General features: G+C 44.1%; 13 protein-coding genes. 5 read left to right on the top strand and 8 right to left on the bottom strand.

Annotation, left to right across the window (positions count from 1 at the left end):
* Position 1: 1 nt before the first annotated feature.
* From AB4512_RS13680 to AB4512_RS13660, 5 genes are all read right to left on the bottom strand, one after another.
* Complete coding sequence (locus AB4512_RS13680) at positions 2–202, bottom strand: twin-arginine translocation signal domain-containing protein (RefSeq protein WP_008217926.1); 201 nt, start codon at positions 200–202, stop codon at positions 2–4.
* A gap of 78 nt (positions 203–280) precedes the next feature.
* Complete coding sequence (locus AB4512_RS13675) at positions 281–919, bottom strand: molecular chaperone (RefSeq protein WP_017059621.1); 639 nt, start codon at positions 917–919, stop codon at positions 281–283.
* Between the two features lie 9 nt (positions 920–928).
* Entirely contained in the window at positions 929–2590 is a 1662-nt protein-coding gene (locus tag AB4512_RS13670; protein ID WP_017059620.1) for a 4Fe-4S dicluster domain-containing protein, read from the bottom strand.
* A gap of 299 nt (positions 2591–2889) precedes the next feature.
* Complete coding sequence (locus AB4512_RS13665; RefSeq protein WP_372175049.1) at positions 2890–3573, bottom strand: DUF3306 domain-containing protein; 684 nt, start codon at positions 3571–3573, stop codon at positions 2890–2892.
* Positions 3563–4027, bottom strand: coding sequence for a DUF3305 domain-containing protein (locus tag AB4512_RS13660; RefSeq protein ID WP_017068190.1), 465 nt, complete (start codon positions 4025–4027; stop codon positions 3563–3565). The genes AB4512_RS13665 and AB4512_RS13660 overlap by 11 nt, the downstream gene beginning before the upstream one ends.
* Positions 4028–4482: 455 nt before the next feature.
* Here AB4512_RS13660 and AB4512_RS13655 point away from each other — a divergent pair, with 455 nt between their 5' ends.
* On the top strand, positions 4483–5304 hold the full coding sequence (locus AB4512_RS13655) for a formate dehydrogenase accessory sulfurtransferase FdhD (RefSeq protein WP_017068189.1): 822 nt from the start codon (positions 4483–4485) through the stop codon (positions 5302–5304).
* Between the two features lie 222 nt (positions 5305–5526).
* Here AB4512_RS13655 and AB4512_RS13650 read toward each other — a convergent pair whose 3' ends face one another.
* On the bottom strand, positions 5527–7110 hold the full coding sequence (locus AB4512_RS13650; protein ID WP_009846736.1) for an ABC-F family ATPase: 1584 nt from the start codon (positions 7108–7110) through the stop codon (positions 5527–5529).
* Positions 7111–7572: 462 nt separating this feature from the next.
* On the opposite strand from AB4512_RS13650, the gene AB4512_RS13645 reads away from it, so the two are divergent.
* Both AB4512_RS13645 and AB4512_RS13640 read left to right on the top strand, forming a co-directional pair.
* Complete coding sequence (locus tag AB4512_RS13645; RefSeq protein ID WP_017068188.1) at positions 7573–9918, top strand: ATP-binding protein; 2346 nt, start codon at positions 7573–7575, stop codon at positions 9916–9918.
* 1 nt (position 9919) lies between these two features.
* The gene (locus tag AB4512_RS13640) at positions 9920–10807 is read left to right on the top strand and encodes a mechanosensitive ion channel family protein (protein WP_048612067.1); all 888 of its coding nucleotides are present in this window, start codon (positions 9920–9922) and stop codon (positions 10805–10807) included.
* A 368-nt stretch (positions 10808–11175) separates the two neighbouring features.
* Here the strand turns inward: AB4512_RS13640 and AB4512_RS13635 are convergent, their stop codons facing one another.
* Both AB4512_RS13635 and AB4512_RS13630 read right to left on the bottom strand, forming a co-directional pair.
* Complete coding sequence (locus AB4512_RS13635) at positions 11176–13203, bottom strand: cache domain-containing protein (RefSeq protein WP_017059613.1); 2028 nt, start codon at positions 13201–13203, stop codon at positions 11176–11178.
* On the bottom strand, positions 13193–14656 hold the full coding sequence (locus AB4512_RS13630) for a sigma-54-dependent transcriptional regulator (RefSeq protein WP_372175048.1): 1464 nt from the start codon (positions 14654–14656) through the stop codon (positions 13193–13195). The genes AB4512_RS13635 and AB4512_RS13630 overlap by 11 nt, the downstream gene beginning before the upstream one ends.
* Positions 14657–14959: 303 nt before the next feature.
* Between AB4512_RS13630 and AB4512_RS13625 the strand changes: the two genes are divergently transcribed.
* Both AB4512_RS13625 and AB4512_RS13620 read left to right on the top strand, forming a co-directional pair.
* Positions 14960–15766 carry a substrate-binding domain-containing protein gene (locus tag AB4512_RS13625; RefSeq protein ID WP_372175047.1) on the top strand — a complete coding sequence of 269 codons (807 nt, stop codon included), beginning with the start codon at positions 14960–14962 and terminating at the stop codon, positions 15764–15766.
* Positions 15767–15976: 210 nt separating this feature from the next.
* On the top strand, positions 15977–16675 hold the full coding sequence (locus tag AB4512_RS13620) for an ABC transporter permease (RefSeq protein ID WP_372175046.1): 699 nt from the start codon (positions 15977–15979) through the stop codon (positions 16673–16675).
* The last annotated feature ends 9 nt before the right edge of the window (positions 16676–16684 follow it).

The raw sequence follows: 16684 nt of genomic DNA, 5'->3' as shown, positions 1-16684 counted from the left end.
CCTAAAGTGTGTCGTAGTAATCGCGAATGTGTTGCGTCTCACGATACCCTGTCTTCTTCACGTCTTCTTTCGAAATTTCAACAGTTTCTGAAGCGGTTGCCACTTTAGTTGTACCAGCGACAACGGCACCAGCAACGGCTGCAGTCGTCAAGCCTTTGAGTAGATCCCTACGGCTTGTATTTATATCTTTATTATCTTTCATCATTGCTTCCTTACCTTACGGTAGATCTTTTTTTGGAGGCTTAATGCCCCTCTATCGATATAATCGCGTACTGCTCGATTACTCGTAATCAGTGACGTTTTTCACATCAATCTTTAATTTGTGCTTACTGCTTTTTGTATTCACGCTAAAACGCACTTGTTCTAACGTTAAGAATGCTTCACACAGTTGAGCGGCCGATTTGTAGAAGTTCGCGCTTTCTGCCCCTTCAAGCTGACGCGTGAAAGAGTTAAACCAAGGGCCAAGGTGCTTATTGAATACCGCCTGTTGCAGTGCTTCTTCTTCAGCCGTTAGCATCGCCATCACTTCACACAGTGCTGCGATATGATCTTCCGGCTCTTTCACTTGATCGTCACGCTCAATGCCTAAAAGCTCTAAGTCATGACGAATCTCTGCCAATGGTTTTTCCATCATGGCGCCAGTGCGATGCCAAGAACCAAATGGAACGACTTCTCCACGCCCAATACCGATGAACAAATCTTGATATTCGTCTTCAAGAGCTTCACGGTTTGATTCTGTTGCCGCTTGTTGAATGGCAATCCAAGCCTTTTGCATTGCGCTTTCAGACGCTTCAATATCGAGTGTTTTTAGAAAGTCGATCACCTCTTCAGAAGGTGCGCTGCGAAACAGTGCGGATAGAACCAAATAGATCTCAGTTCTTAGTGTCTGTTCTTGTGCCTGATCCAAATTCGTTTCCAAGGCTAACTCCTAGTATTTCAATTGTTTCAATGGGTCTTGAGCCATTGAATCGAACATATCCACCACACGGCAGTCTTCACACATAGCAATACGATTAATCGCTGCTTCATCTGAAAAGTGAGAGTGACCGCGTAACTTGTTCTGTAACATGTCAATCATAGACTGAGGTGCGAATGGTTTATGGCAACGTACACATTCCGCAGCTTTCTCTTCATGAATCACAACTGCTTTTTGACGTTCTTCTTTTACCCAGTTCATACGAGGCGTAAGAGTCAGAACATTTTCAGGACATGCCTTTTCACACAAGCCACATTGAATACAGTCTTGTTCTACAAATTTAAGTGATGGAGAAGCCCCGTCGGTATGAAGTGCACGTGTCGGACACACAGCCACACAGCTCATACATAACGTACAATCTTTGCTATCACACGAAACGTTGCCGTAAGGTGCGTTTGACGGAAGCTCAACAATATTTTCAACAGGAATACGAGCTGAAGACATCGCATCAAGTGCTGTAAATAGACGTTGGCGCTTGTTGCCTTGAAGATCGCCAAGTGCAAGGTCGAATGAATCCACACAAAGTGTTGGAGGACATTCACGTAGAGATTCTAAGTACAGAATATCGATGGTTTCTTTTGGAATACCGATTTGATCTAGTAGTTCTTGAGCAATCCCTACTTCGTTATTTAGAACACGAATGATCGTTTCTGGCATAAAGCGAGATGCGGCAAACAGAACCTGAGTTGCGCCATTAACTAAAGCTGCAAACCAAGTATCGATACCAATAGATGGCAGTTCTTCTACGACAATTGGAATCACGTTATCTGGCAGTGCTTTTAGCGCCATTACATTGTAAGTCTCATGACGAGAGCTACAGATAAGTACGATTGGATCCAGACCGCCCGCTTGCTCATAATTAGCTAGCGTACGTTCAATAAACTTTTGAGTGTCATCAGGGTTTGGCAGCGCATAGGTAATCGCTTCTGTAGGACAACTAGTTGCACAAGTACCAACGCCTTGACATAGGTAAGGGTTAATCTCAATCTTGTGACCCGTCTTATCAGAGCCTTCACTTGATAGTGCGCCAGCAGGACAAGCATCTACACAACGCTCACAGCCTTTTACGCCACGAGAACTGTGCGCGCAAAGGTCAGTGTCGAGACGGAAGAACTTAGGCTTATCAAATGTGCCCATAAGCGTTGGAATCTCTTCCAGTGCTTCAGCAAGTTTTGGATAGCCACGACCTACTGGGTAATAACCCGGTACAGGTACTTCTTCTGTCATGCAGCTATTCAGACATAGGTCTAAAACAACATCGAAACAATCGTGATTAATCGCGACTTTCGCTAGATTGCTTGATGTGCCTTTGTTTTCGATCACAACTTCAAACGTGCCAAGGAAACCGGATACTTGAACCGAATTCGCGAAGTACAGTTCTGGGTTTGTGCCCTTTTCGCCATCTGTTGACAATAAGGTTAGGCTCGTCAATTGAGGTAATTGAGCCGCAGCACTTTCAATGATCGCAGTTGGACCAATAACAAGTGTATTACCGCCGCTTTCGTAGCTAACAGTAGGTGGAATCAGATTTGTTAACTCAACTGTATTTTCAAATGCATACAGTCTTGCTTTAGCGTTATTTGAATTTGCTTGTTCTAATAATTGTTTAAGCATTGCTCAGTTCCATCTTTGGACATGGATAATCTGTTCAACCTTTATTGTAGTAAGCGAGAGAGAACTTGCTGAGTAATCCGTTAACAACTAACCCTTTAGCCAGTGTGTCGTTCGTCAGACCGTGAACTCGTCTATCTACAAAAAAGTTGATAATGAACGTTATTTTGCAAATGCCATGCCAATTTAATATGCCTTATATTTCAGTGATTTAATTCTATATAACGTTTATTGTGCGTATAAAAAAACCGCTTGGGACATTTTGTCGCAAGCGGTTCATTGAGTGTTTAGTCAAAATGTACCTATTCTTTGTGTGGTATATTTTGTCCCACCTCTTTCAGGTCTGCTTCGTCTGACATTGTAGCGTTATTATTCAATACTGTGTTTTTATACAGTTCTTTTTCTTGTTCGGTTATTTCGGCACTTTCTGACGTTTCAAGTTTATTATCAGATACCTCAAGATCGATTTCAGAATTTTCTAAAACTTCACCTTCGTCTTTATTATCAATGATTTGCTCTTCTTCTGGCGCAGTTTCTTCTTCCGTTTTGTCTTTAACCCAATCACGCAAGGTTTCCGCAACCCCTTCAGAAAGAGACTTCAAATTACTGTAATCGTCGTCGTAATCATCTAAACCATCACGAACGTTGAATTCTTCTGAGAGGAATAATTTACGCAATGCCGCTTTTTTTACGCTTTCTGAAGCTTCTGACACCAATAATTGAGCAACAGACAAGTCTTCAGTCGTTTCTGATGCTATCTCCTGAGAGTCAATAGTTTGAGAATCGACAGCGTGTTCTGGAGACTCTTTTTCCAAAGTTCCACGTTCTAATGACTCCGATGTTTCTGCGTCTATAGATGAAGCAGCAGACGAAGTCTTTGCGGAAGTAAGCTCAGTTTCCTCAAGCGTTTGTTGCGCTTCTAAAGGTTGGTCGGTTGATTCATCAAGCTTTCGTTGAGACCAACGGCTAAAAAAGTTAGTTGCCATTTGATCGACCCGCGCCTTTACGTTTCTTACGTCTTGCTTCTAATAACTCACCATGACGACCGATGAACGCTTCCATCCAAGCTTGTACAGGTAACGGAATGTCGTATGAAAGGACTTGGTTGTCACCGTCCATGTATTGCCCTGCAACGGTTTGTGATGCTGTAAGTAACTGAATGACGGGCTTAACGCCTGAATCGACATTATCCATCACTAAGAAAAGCTTAGGTTGCTGAGAGCTTAGATTGAAGCGGTAGTCGGTACGTTCGTCTTTGTGCAACTGAAGCAAACATACGTCTGGGGTTTCATGTTCAGGTGATAATTCAAAACCGATGAGTTCCCATTGAGTTGTTACCCAAATGCCAGTTTTGATCTCTTTCTCTATTCTTTGGACACCGATTGGCCAAGCTGCTTCTGTTTTTTCATATTGTTCTTTGAATTCTTTTATCTCAGACATACTTCACCCAATTGATTTTCTTTGGTCTGAATGCACTTAGGACATTTTGTACTGTGTGCATTCATATACACCCCATAAAGCAATAAACACGCCAATACGGATTAACTGCGAGAGCGTATCTATAGCGTTCGTTATCAAGTTGTCACTATAACGTTAGTCGATACTGGTTATTTCAGACAACTCCACCCGGTGAACTCTCATATTTTGCGCTATTTTAATCTAATGCTTCATGTTTCCATCAATCCCCGTTATTTTGGAATAAGATTTGCTTTAGCTAATTCGCTAATGTTCTTCACAGAGCTATGTATTCACAGATCTATGGCATGTTCGAGAACGATAATCGAAATCTAGGCCATAGCGAATCAACAAACTAGCGCATTAATGAATGAGAGCCTTATTGCTCTTGTTGACTTCTTATCTCATAAAATCGCTATCTCATTAAGTAGGAAATGACTGTGGTAAAACCAAACATAATAAAAACCAGTGAAAACCCACTTCAGACCATCGAAGTTGAAGTGTTTGATGAATATGGCGAAAAGCTAACGAAACAAATTGCGTGCGAGCGCCCTCTTACCGTTATGTTGAACTGGAAAGAGATCGTAACTCTAATGACATTGGGTTCACGCCCGGAAGCATTAGTCTTGGGTTATTTGAAAAACCAAAGCTTCCTTTCTGATCCAGAAGCCGTTGAATCAATCATCATCGACTGGGAAACCAGCTCAGCAGCGGTTATCACCAAAGAAGATACGAGCCAACTTGAGCAAGCGCTTAAGAAGAAGACAGTTACCTCTGGCTGTGGCCAAGGTACCATGTATGGCAACGTGATGAAGCAATTGGAAGATTACCAAGTGCCTCAAACCAAGATTAAGCAATCTGAAATCTATACGGCTCTAGAAGCGCTGACTCATTATAACGACACCTACAAGAAAGCGGGTGCGGTTCATGGCTGTGCTGTTTGCAAAGACGACAAGGTTCTATCGTTTGTTGAAGATGTTGGCCGACACAATGCCGTTGATACATTGGCTGGTGAGATGTGGCTTAACAAAGAGACAGGTGAAGATAAGATCTTCTACACCACAGGCCGTTTAACGTCTGAGATGGTGATTAAGGTTGCGCAGATGGGAATCCCTGTTCTACTGTCACGCTCTGGCGTTACACAAATGGGCTTAGATTTAGCGCAGAAGTTCGGCATCACTACGATTGCTCGCGCTAAAGGTTTACGCTTCCAAGTGTTCACGGGTGCAGACAAGATTGACTTTGATGTGAAAGGTGAATAATCAGCAGTCGGAAAAAAGCGTAGGTTTGATTGGTGATTCACTAACCGCTTCTAATTGTAAAGTTCTGATGTAAATAGTTAGTGACCCATCAAGGATAAATACATAGAAACTTAGCTAGATACAAAAACGCCGTCATGCTTTTTAGTATGACGGCGTTTTTAATTTTCAATTTATAGCTTAATTTCCAACGCATAGAGTTGAAAACTAAGGCTAACTTAAAGCTTAGCCGCGTGCTTTCAAGAACTCAGCGTAAGTACCGCGGAAATCGTTGATCTTGCCATCTTTGATTTCAAGGATACGAGTTGCAAGCGAGTCTACGAATACACGGTCGTGAGATACGAAGAACAATGTGCCTTTGTAGTTCTCAAGAGCCAAGTTAAGCGCTTCGATAGATTCCATATCCATGTGGTTTGTTGGCTCATCCATTAGCAGGATGTTTGGTTTATGCATCATGATTTTACCAAGAAGCATACGACCTTGCTCACCACCAGAGATAACCTTTACAGATTTCTTAATGTCGTCTTGACCAAATAGCATACGACCTAGGAAGCCACGAACAACTTGCTCGTCTTCGCCTTCTTGGCGCCATTGGCTCATCCAATCAAACAAGTTCATGTCTGTCTCGAAATCGTGTGCGTGATCTTGAGCGTAGTAACCGATGTTTGAGTTTTCAGACCACTTGTACTCACCTGTGCGAGGCTCAAGAGCGCCAGCTAGTGTGTTAAGTAGTGTTGTTTTACCCACACCGTTCTCACCGATGATAGCAACACGCTCACCTACTTCGAAAATACCGTCGAACTTGTTGTATAGGTCTTCTTCAAAACCTTGAGATAGGTTTTCAACCACAAGTGCGTTACGGAATAGCTCTTTAGACTGTTCGAAACGGATGAATGGGTTTTGACGGCTAGACGCTTTAACTTCGTCTAGTTGGATCTTATCGATCTGCTTAGCACGTGACGTTGCTTGCTTCGCTTTAGATGCGTTAGCAGAGAAACGAGATACGAACGTTTGAAGTTCAGCAATTTGTGCTTTCTTCTTAGCGTTGTCAGACAGTAGACGCTCACGAGCTTGAGTCGCAGCCGTCATGTACTCATCGTAGTTACCTGGGAATAGACGAAGTTCGCCGTAATCAAGGTCAGCCATGTGTGTACAAACAGAGTTTAGGAAGTGACGGTCGTGCGAAATGATGATCATTGTGCAGTTACGTTGGTTTAGCGTGTCTTCCAACCACTTGATGGTGTCCATGTCCAGGTTGTTCGTTGGTTCGTCAAGAAGCATGATATGCGGGTCTGCAAACAGTACTTGAGACAATAGAACACGAAGTTTCCAACCCGGTGCTACTTCGCTCATCAGACCGAAGTGCATTGATTCTTCAATACCTACCGCTAGAAGAAGCTCACCAGCTTTAGCTTCTGCCATGTAACCGTCCATTTCAGCGAACTGAACTTCAAGGTCAGCCACTTTCATGCCGTCTTCTTCGCTCATTTCTGGCAAAGAGTAAATGCGGTCACGCTCTTGCTTAATAGCCCAAAGCTCTTTGTGACCCATGATAACCGTGTCGATTACCGTGAATTCTTCGTAAGCAAACTGGTCTTGGTTTAGCTTAGCAACGCGCTCGTTTGGATCGTAGCTTACGTTACCAGCACTTGGCTCAAGTTCACCAGATAGGATCTTCATGAACGTCGATTTACCACAGCCATTCGCGCCGATTAAACCGTAGCGGTTGCCTTCGCCGAACTTAACTGAAATATTTTCGAAAAGTGGCTTAGCGCCGAATTGTTGGGTGATATTTGCTGTGGAGATCAATGCCATTACCTTTTTAATGTGAAAAACGCCGCAACGTTACTTGTTCAGGGCTTTAACTGCAAGTATTGATTGCAATTACTGGCCATTAAGTGAGTGATAACCTAGCCAAATCATAGTTTGAACTGACTCACATTTTTGGTTTTCTATTTATCGCCGTAAAACCGTCGATTTTAAGGAAAAACAAAATATCGAACAGCGCACCATAATGGGCGGTATATAACGTCCCAAATCATGCCAACCATTGAATATATCGTATGCTGATTGGTCACAGTAAAAGCCAACCCGATCAACGCAACAGAAGACATAATAAAGATGCTCAAATACTAGCCTAATCCCTGACAATTTCATGACAAAATCGCTCGAAACAGGAATAAAGTACTCGCCCCCGACACGGGGTTGGATTTCACAAAGTCAGATTATCTAACTATAGTAATCCTAACCTCATAATTCTAAGAGACTTTTATGCGTTCACTATCGCGCTTCTTAATCCTCACTTTGGCCATTCTCTCTTGGCCTAGTCATGCCAACTTGGAATATGACTTACAATCTCAGCCGCAGGTATCCGATTCTGCTGTTGATCTCGATGATCGAATTGATTCGTTACCCGACCCCCTCTTTATGGAACCGTCGGACAGACGCCAAGTCAATATATTGCTCGCTGAAGTGCTACAAGTTCAAAAGCAGGAAATCAAAACCTTCGAGCAACAGATAAAAGCCTACAGAGCGAACAACGACGCCGATCAATGGTTTGCCGTTCAAACCAGTTACGTCACTTTGAATAGCTTGAATGTGAGCAAGCAACACCTGTTAGAGCAGACGAATTCCGCTAATAAAGAGCGCCTAACGGGTTTTGGCCCCTACGGCGTAACTCAATTTAAGCAAGAGTGGGAATTAACCAAGCTCAACATTGAGTATCTTGTTTACTTCCAAATTCGTAGCTTTAAAGCGCTCGTTAAAGACATCTTTATTTCGCCAGTGCCTGTGATTGGTGCATCGTTAAAAGTGTTGTTTATCTATTTTGGTTTAGCGTGGTGGCTTGCCAATAGCACTCGTTTGATTGAGTTGTTCAGAATTAATTTTCTTGAAGCGAAAACGAACCCTCCATTTTTAGTACGTGTGATCTGGTACATCAGCCGCGCTGATCGTGCGATTGCTTGGTTAATTGCGATTACGCTTTCTCTAAGAGTGCTCTCCAGCATCCCTAGCCTGCAACACCTGATTTTCCTTGAGATCTTCACTTGGTGGATTCTAGGTGGTTCGATTGCTATCAGCTTTATTTTGGAATTTGCGTATCGTTTGGGCCGCACATCTAATCAAGAAGTGATTGCGCTGCGCCTATCGACCATTCGCCGTTATGTTTGGAGCTTCATTGTTGCGGGTGTGACTTTGCAAATATCGAGTATCACGCTAGGCAAAGGCACTATCTATAGCTGGATCTACAGCGCCCTATTTTTCTGGTTTGTACTGGTTACCATTTCAGTGCTTAGATTATGGCGTGCGAAAGTCTTCGATACGCTGCAACACATCTCTGATCGTCCGGTATGGGTGAACTGGGCAGTAAACCGCAAAGATACCTTCTTACTTAATATATTGGCGACGGCCATTGGCATCGTATGGTTGAGTGTTTACAACTTCCAACACCGCATCATGGCCTTACTGTCTAATTACACACTGTTTAGCCAAGCTTTGGCGTACCTGTTTAGAATTGAAGTGGCTAAGCAGTCTGACCTTGACAAGAATCAGCAAAACTTGGTTCGAATCAAAGGCGATCAAACCTATGAATACATTCTTCCGGGTAATATCGACAGCACGCTGATTGATTACGCCGGTGATGAGGTTAAGCAACTGTCTCGCTACTTGATGTCAGACAGCCCTGCTATCTGTATTGTTTCAGGTGAGCGTGGTGTGGGCGCAACAACGCTGCTTTATACCCTGCTGCACAAAGTCTCTAACGCTGAACCTGTCTACGTAAGTTGCCCTTACGCTGGTTATCAAGAGCTGTTAGCGCATCTAGCGGTGAGCATCGGCTTGGAAGAGAAAGCGACTGAGATTCAGATCTTGGCTCACCTTCGTAAAAGCAAGACCACGTACTTGATTGCGATCGATAATGCACAACGTCTAGTTAAGCCAATGGTTGGCGGCTTGTCTGATCTGATACGTTTAACCAATCTACTGCGTCGTTCTAAAAAGAACCACCGTGTCGTGATATCGATCGCCAAATCAAGCTGGCGGTTTGTCGATCGAGCGCGTGGCGAACGTTTGCTGTTTGACTTGGTGTGTTTCCTTCCGCGTTGGACAGAGAAACAAGTCGGTGAGCTTCTAAATAGCCGTATTAATACGGAGCTTGAGAAGCCGTTATCGTTTGATGGTTTGGTGGTGCCTAAACAGTGGGACCAAGATGACATGAGCGAGGAAGATCGCGCACGCCAAGGCTTCTACCGAATCTTGTGGCATTACTCTGATGGTAACCCTACCGTTGCTCTTCGCTTCTTCCGACTCTCTTTGAATCGAAACAAAGATACCGATCAAGCAGTGGTGCGCTTGTTCCATGTTCCTGAAGCACAGGAGCTGGAAAACATGCCAAAACCTATGTTGGCTGTGCTTCGTTCTATCGTGCAATTGGAAATCGCTTCTCCGGAAGTATTGTCTGATTGTACGCAGCTAAGTACGGCTGAGATAACCGGTATTCTGCGTTACTTTGAAAGCCGTGGTTATATTGGTTGGCATGAAGAAAAGGCTCGAATTTCCGAGCACTGGTTCCGCCACATTACTAACGTTCTCGACCGTCAACATCTACTGGTGAAGTAAAATGAAGAAGTTATTTATCCTACTATTTGTTGGCTTGGCAAGTGCTGTCAGTTTCCCGACCTTTGCGACGGAAGAGTTAGCCAATGTAGAAAACATCTCAAAGATAGCTAGCCTAGTGCGATGGAGCGGCGTGTTCTTCTCCATGATCGTTATTGCGGCGATGTGGTTACTGCTTAAGTTTATCAACTCGATGGTGACCAGTTTTGGTAGCCAATTCGTGCAATACCGAATGCTGCTACAGAAACTGCAGTCGTTTACTCAGTTCTTTATCTATGTGAGCACAGGTCTTATCGTGTTCATGATGAGCTTTAGAATCAACGACCAAATACTGGCTTTGATTGGTGGTACCCTCGCCGTGTCAGTCGGCTTTGCGCTTAAAGATTTGGCAGCTTCATTCATCGCGGGCATCACGGTAATGATTGATAGGCCCTTTCAAGTTGGTGACCGCGTCACGTTCGAAGGCAACTACGGTGATATCATTACCATTGGTTTGCGTTCAGTGCGAATGAGAACCCTGAACGATGACATCATTACCATTCCGAACAACAAGTTCTTAAATGAAGTGACCACCAGTGGTAACTACGGTGCGTTGGACATGCAGGTGGTGATTCCGTTTTACGTTGGTATGGATGAAGACATCACCCTAGCCCGCGATCTGATTCAAGAAGCGGCGTCTTCAAGTCGTTATATCCACTTGCCGAAACCTGTAACGGTTTTGGTTAAACAGACGATTACCGATAACTACCTAGCAATACAGCTAACTTGTAAGGCTTACGTTGTGGATACTGCGTATGAGAAGCTGTTTGAAACCGACATTACTTTGCGTGTGATGAAAGAGTTTAAGAAGCACAACATCAACCCACCGAAAATTTCAGTAGCGGCGCATTAGGCTTGATGCTTTAGACGTTTGTTGCTTATAGCAAATGACTAGCCATAAATACAAACACCTCCGAACTTATCGCAAGTGCGGAGGTGTTTTTTATGAGCTTTTTATCTTTAAGCTAATAGTCCTATTGATGCTAAACCTTAAAGTATTTCAATTGCTCAGTAAGGTGTTCTGTAGTGTTCGCCATTTTCTGACTGTCTTCTGCGAGCGATTGTGAGGCTTGGAGTACCTCATTTGCAGCGAGTTGAGATTTGGTTTGCGATAGATTAGTAGTGCAGAATTTTCGTGCTTGGGCTAAAACGTTCGTGTAATAGCCCAAGCGCGTTAGAAATATTATCAGATGATAATATCAGTGAATGAGTTCTTAGAACTTATAGGTTTGATACAAGCAATTGAGGTGTCGCTTTCTGTTGAAGATAGATACTAAAGCAACTTCCCTTACCTACCTCAGATTCAACTCGGATCTCGCCGCCAGTTTGGCTCAATATACTCTGAGATACTGACAACCCTAAGCCCGTGCCATCTCGTTTGGTGGTATAGAAAGGCGAGAAGATACGTTTCAGTTGTTCTTCCTTAATACCGCAGCCTTCATCTTGAACATGAACGATAGCGCCATGAGACACACCATTTTCAACCCAGTCTTCACTCGAAATGGTTAACGTGCCCTGACCGTCCATTGCATGAATCGCGTTCATTTGTAGGTTAACCAGAATCTGTAGCAATTGGTTTCGATTGACCTCGACTGAGGTTTTAGCGTTCAGCTGCGATACGTACACAATGCCTTTCTTCTTCGCACCTGTTTTTACGAGCGTAATACTTTCATCCACTATTGGGTTGATATGTTGCCACGTAATTTCGTCTTGTACGCCGCCGTGACGGCTGTATTGAAGCAGGCTTCGTGTGATATTTCGAATTCGGTCAATCTGCTCCATGATCGCGTGGACTTCCTCATCTACACGGCTCACTTCATCGCCCAGTTCAAACTTCATCAGTTCAACGTTGCCAAGAATCACGGCGGTTGGGTTATTGATCTCATGAGCAATACCTGCCGTTAATTCACCTAACGCGGCCAGTTTTTCATTGACCACCAGCTTATCTCTGGCTTGATTGAGAAGCTTGATGTGCAGTTCAAGTTCTTCAGTTTTCTCTTTCAAACTCGCGGTACGAGAATGCACTTTGCACTCTAGTTCAGACGCCGCTTGTTGAATCTCTTGATTACGCTCGTGCAGTAGATCCAACATCTTATCGAACTGTTTAGCGAGCAGTGTCAGTTCGTGTTGATCATCCAAACCTAGCGTACCAATTCGCTTGTCTTGCCCCATCTGTACTAGCTTCACCACTTTATGAATGCGTTCAATTGGGTTAAAAAGATCACGCGCACCACGGTGAACGATCAAGCCGGATGCCAACAGCAGCAACACAATGGTAATGCTGATTTCGCCAAGGTTGGTCAAGTAGGTTTCTATCAGCGGCCAAATCAAATAACCGGTGTAAAGCATGCCAATCACATTGTTAAACTGGTCATGGATTGGTTGGTAAGCTGTGATATACCAAGCATCGTAAACATACGCTCGATCTAGCCACTCTTTACCTTCATTCAAGACTTTCGAGTGAACCTCGTGAGAAACACGTGTACCAATCGCGCGCCCTACACTGTCTTCACTGCTCAAAGGCACGTTGGTGCTGACGCGAAGATCATCAAGGAAGACCGTGACCGTACCAATATGACGATTAAACCCTTCTCGTTGTGGATAGATAAGGTTACTGATTTGGTCAACAAGTTGAGTGCTGTTATTCAGTAAGATCCCACCATCCAGAAAACCAATCACATGATCATGTTCATCTTTGATGGATACAACGGTTCGGCTTACCAATCCGCGAGTCTCGACCTCTTGCCCGTTGAGCATCGGAACTTCCGCTTTTTTAGCGAGGTCACGATCGAGATAATTGAGTTCATTACGGCTTAAGACACTGAAAAATGAAGGCTTGTGAGTTAAGTTTAGATATTCGAGTTTCTTTTCCATGCTCTCGACACTGCGCCAGCGCAGAAAATCGAGCTCATAGCGAGATTTGTTCTCAGACACCCAGCGAGTTAGCTCTTCGTGTGAAAGATCACTCGCGAGTTTGGTTCGAAAGTTATAAGACTCGGCGAACGCACGAACGTTGTATGCTTGCTGATTTTGGATCAGGTGAATACTGTTATCGGCAACATCCAAACGCTCATCGACATCAATCAGAGCGCCCTGCCACGTGTAATGTATTGACCAATACAGTGTGATAGCCACAAGCGCGCACAAGGTCAGAATGATCGGAGCAGATGTAAGGAATAATAATCGGTAGCGAACCATGGTTTTGAATCGGAACGCCCACTTTGACCACCAACGACGTCTAATCGGCATATTCAGAGCCTTCTGTGTTCCAATCTTTGTACTTACGCTCTAGCGTTTTACGTGCGACGCCAAGATCTCTTGCAGCTGCCGATTTATTGCCATCATGAAAACTAACCAGCTGTTCTATATGAGATTTTTCTACTTCTTTGAGTGTCCAAGTGTTTGGATAACCCTCGGCAGCGTCTGCATTATTCAAGTTTGGCATTTCCGCACCATGTGACACCGTCACTGAAATGCTAGCGGGAACAGGATCACCATTAATCTCGCGCCAATAGTGTGCTGGTGGCTTGTCTAAAAGAATGCATCGTTCGACTAAGTTTTTAAGTTCACGAATATTTCCCGGCCATTCGTATTCGTTCAACGCCAAGATATCTTCATGTGCCCAATTTGGAACTGGCATGCCAAGCTCGCTCGATAAAAGACGAGTAAAGTATGGAACAAGTTCAATCAGGTCTGACGGGCGCTCTCTCAATGGCACCACATCAATCTTAAGTACATTGAGTCGGTAGAACAGATCGCGGCGGAAGTGCCCTTTATCGACCTCTTCTTGAAGATTTCGGTTGGTCGCCGCCACCACTCGTACGTCAACGGAAATTTCCTGCTCGCTACCGACTGGACGAATGGTTCTTTGCTCTAACACGCGTAACAATGCAGCTTGCATTGGCAGTGGCATTTCACCAATTTCATCAAGGAACAAGGTGCCACCACTTGCGACTCGGAAAAGACCTTCACGGTTTTTCTTCGCACCAGTAAATGCGCCTGATGTATGTCCAAACAGTTCACTTTCTAGAAGCTCTGGAGCAATCGCACCACAGTTGATTGGCACAAATGGACCTGTGCGTTTACTGGCTTCATGTACACCACGAGCAACCAGCTCTTTGCCGGTACCCGACTCACCTTCTATCAAGACGGACGCTCGAGACGGTGCAAATTGACTGATCAGTAATTTAAGTTGTTTGGTCTTGTCTGAATTGCCAATCAGTTCAGTCTTGATATGACGACTCACATCACGCTTCAACGCGTACTGCATTCTTTGGTCGAGTCGCTTATCCATACAACGCAGAACCGCTTGTATCATCTGTTCGAGGTTGAACGGCTTAAGAATAAAATCTGAAGCACCAAGCTTAAGCGCGGATATGGTCATCTCTAGATCGGCATAACCCGTCATGAAAATCACATCGGCGCGTTTGTCGTTGTCGTTAAACGCCTCTTCCCACTCAATGCCAGAGCGGCCTGGTAGGTTGATATCAAGGACAATCAGATCAAAATGTTCGCTCGAACGCAGCGTTTCAGCCTCTTCAACCGATCCTGCGCTCGACACCTTGCCAAAGAACTTACCCAGTGCTTTCTTTAAGATAGCCTGCATACCCAATTCATCATCGACCACCAAGACGGAAAACGCCTGATACTGAGTCAATGTGTTCGGGTTGAGATTGGATGCAGATGAACTAGGTAAAGACATAATGATTAGCCGGTGAGAAAAGTTGGGACAGAGTGTACCAATTAACCTTTTCTCCAACAGGGACAATGTGCGACATTTTGTCCTAGCTCATGTTTTGATTCATTTTAACGGGGTAAAAGACTCAGCTTTGTCCGAAATAACAGCAATTTAATGAGATCTGATGCATGATTTATTGGCATTAAGATTGCTTATAAGGTGTAGATTTCTAATTACAACAATTAGCGTCTTATGCACATGCCCTTCTTCGAGCCCTTTAAAACTGAAGGCATGTCATTCATTTATAACAGAATGGACATAATAATAATGAAAGCAATTCCCTTAACTATTGCAGCTCTATCTATCGTCAGTTACACGGCTAGCAGCGCGGAAGACACCACTCATATCAAGTTGGCGACAACCACAAGTACTTATCACTCTGGTCTACTGGACTACTTATTACCTGAGTTCGAAAAGGATTCTGGTATCAAGGTTGATGTTCTAGCCGCAGGTACAGGTAAATCACTTCGCATGGGCGCAAATGGTGACGTTGATTTGGTGATGACTCATGCACCAAAAGCAGAAGCTAATTTCGTGGAAAAAGGTTACGGCGTTTTACCTCGTAAGCTGATGTACAACGACTTCGTCATCGTTGGTCCACAAAATGACCCTGCGAAAATTGAATCTCAAAAAGCAGTGGCAGATGTGTTTAAAGCGATCGCGACTAATAACGTGACGTTTGTATCTCGCGGCGACGATTCAGGTACTCACAAGAAAGAGATGGGTATTTGGTCGCAAACTAAAATGGAACCAAACTTCGGTGGCTACCGCAGTGTTGGTCAAGGTATGGGCCCTACTCTGAACATGGCGTCTGAAATGCAAGGCTACACCATGACAGACCGTGGTACTTGGTTGGCTTACCAAAATAAACTGGACCTAAAAATCCTTTTCCAAGGTGATAAGAACCTATTTAACCCTTACCAAGTGATTCTTGTTAACCCTGAACGCTACCCAAGCATCAATTACCAAGCTGCGAAAGTATTCAGTGATTGGCTAGTTAACCCTAAAGGCCAGAAACTGATTAACGACTTTAAACTGCATGGCAAACAACTGTTCGTTGCAAGTGCAGAATAGTTTGTTGCAAGCTTAGAATAGTTGATTGTAAGTAAAGCGTAGCGTTGAAGGTGTAGTCAAAACCAACAAGCACTACACTTAGCTAAACAGTTAACGAAGCACTCTTAAAAACAATAGCTGGCCAATTCAAGCTCAAATAGTTTGTGTCAGCTATGATTAACATCAGTCATTACCGATAAAGACCTATTATCGATTCACACGAGATACTTCATGACCCTATGGCAAACAACGATTGATGCAATGAACCTACTAGTGAGTTTTGACCACGAATTGTGGCAAATCGTTGCGGTATCCTTCAGCGTGTCTTTGTCCGCCATCTCATTAGTGATTGTTCCTGCAATCCTTATGGCTTTCTTATTGGCTTATACCGAGTTCCCCGGGAAATGGGCTCTGCTTTCAGTGATCAACACCCTGCAAGCGATCCCTACCGTGGTTATCGGTTTGTTGATGTACATGATGCTTTCTCGCTCTGGCCCGTTAGGTGATTGGCAATTACTGTTCACCCAAAAGGCGATGATTTTAGGTCAGATGCTGATCTGTTTCCCTATTCTAGTTGCGATGATGCATGGTGCTCTGCAGGCCAGTGACCGCCGAGCGGTAGAAACAGCGCGCACACTTGGCGTATCAACAACACGCGTGGCCTGCACCTTGATTTGGGAAACTCGTTTTCCTCTACTGGCGGCAGTCATTGCTGCGTTTTCTCGTATCGTCACTGAAGTGGGTTGTTCAATGATGGTTGGCGGAAACATTATGGGAATGACAAGAAACATCCCTACCGCTATTGCAATGGAAAGTCACAAAGGTGCTTTCGCTCAAGGTGTGGCGTTAGGCATGGTTTTATTGGCATTGGCATTAGCCCTTAACTTTTTCCTTTCTAGTGTGAGAGGAAAAGGCTATTTAAGAACTTAGGAACGCTGT

It is taken from the genome of Vibrio sp. 10N.222.52.B7 (assembly GCF_041474275.1).
GTDB lineage: Bacteria > Pseudomonadota > Gammaproteobacteria > Enterobacterales > Vibrionaceae > Vibrio > Vibrio crassostreae_C.
The sequence above is the reverse complement of the archived record's forward strand: the minus strand, read 5'-3'. Positions and strand labels throughout refer to the sequence as shown.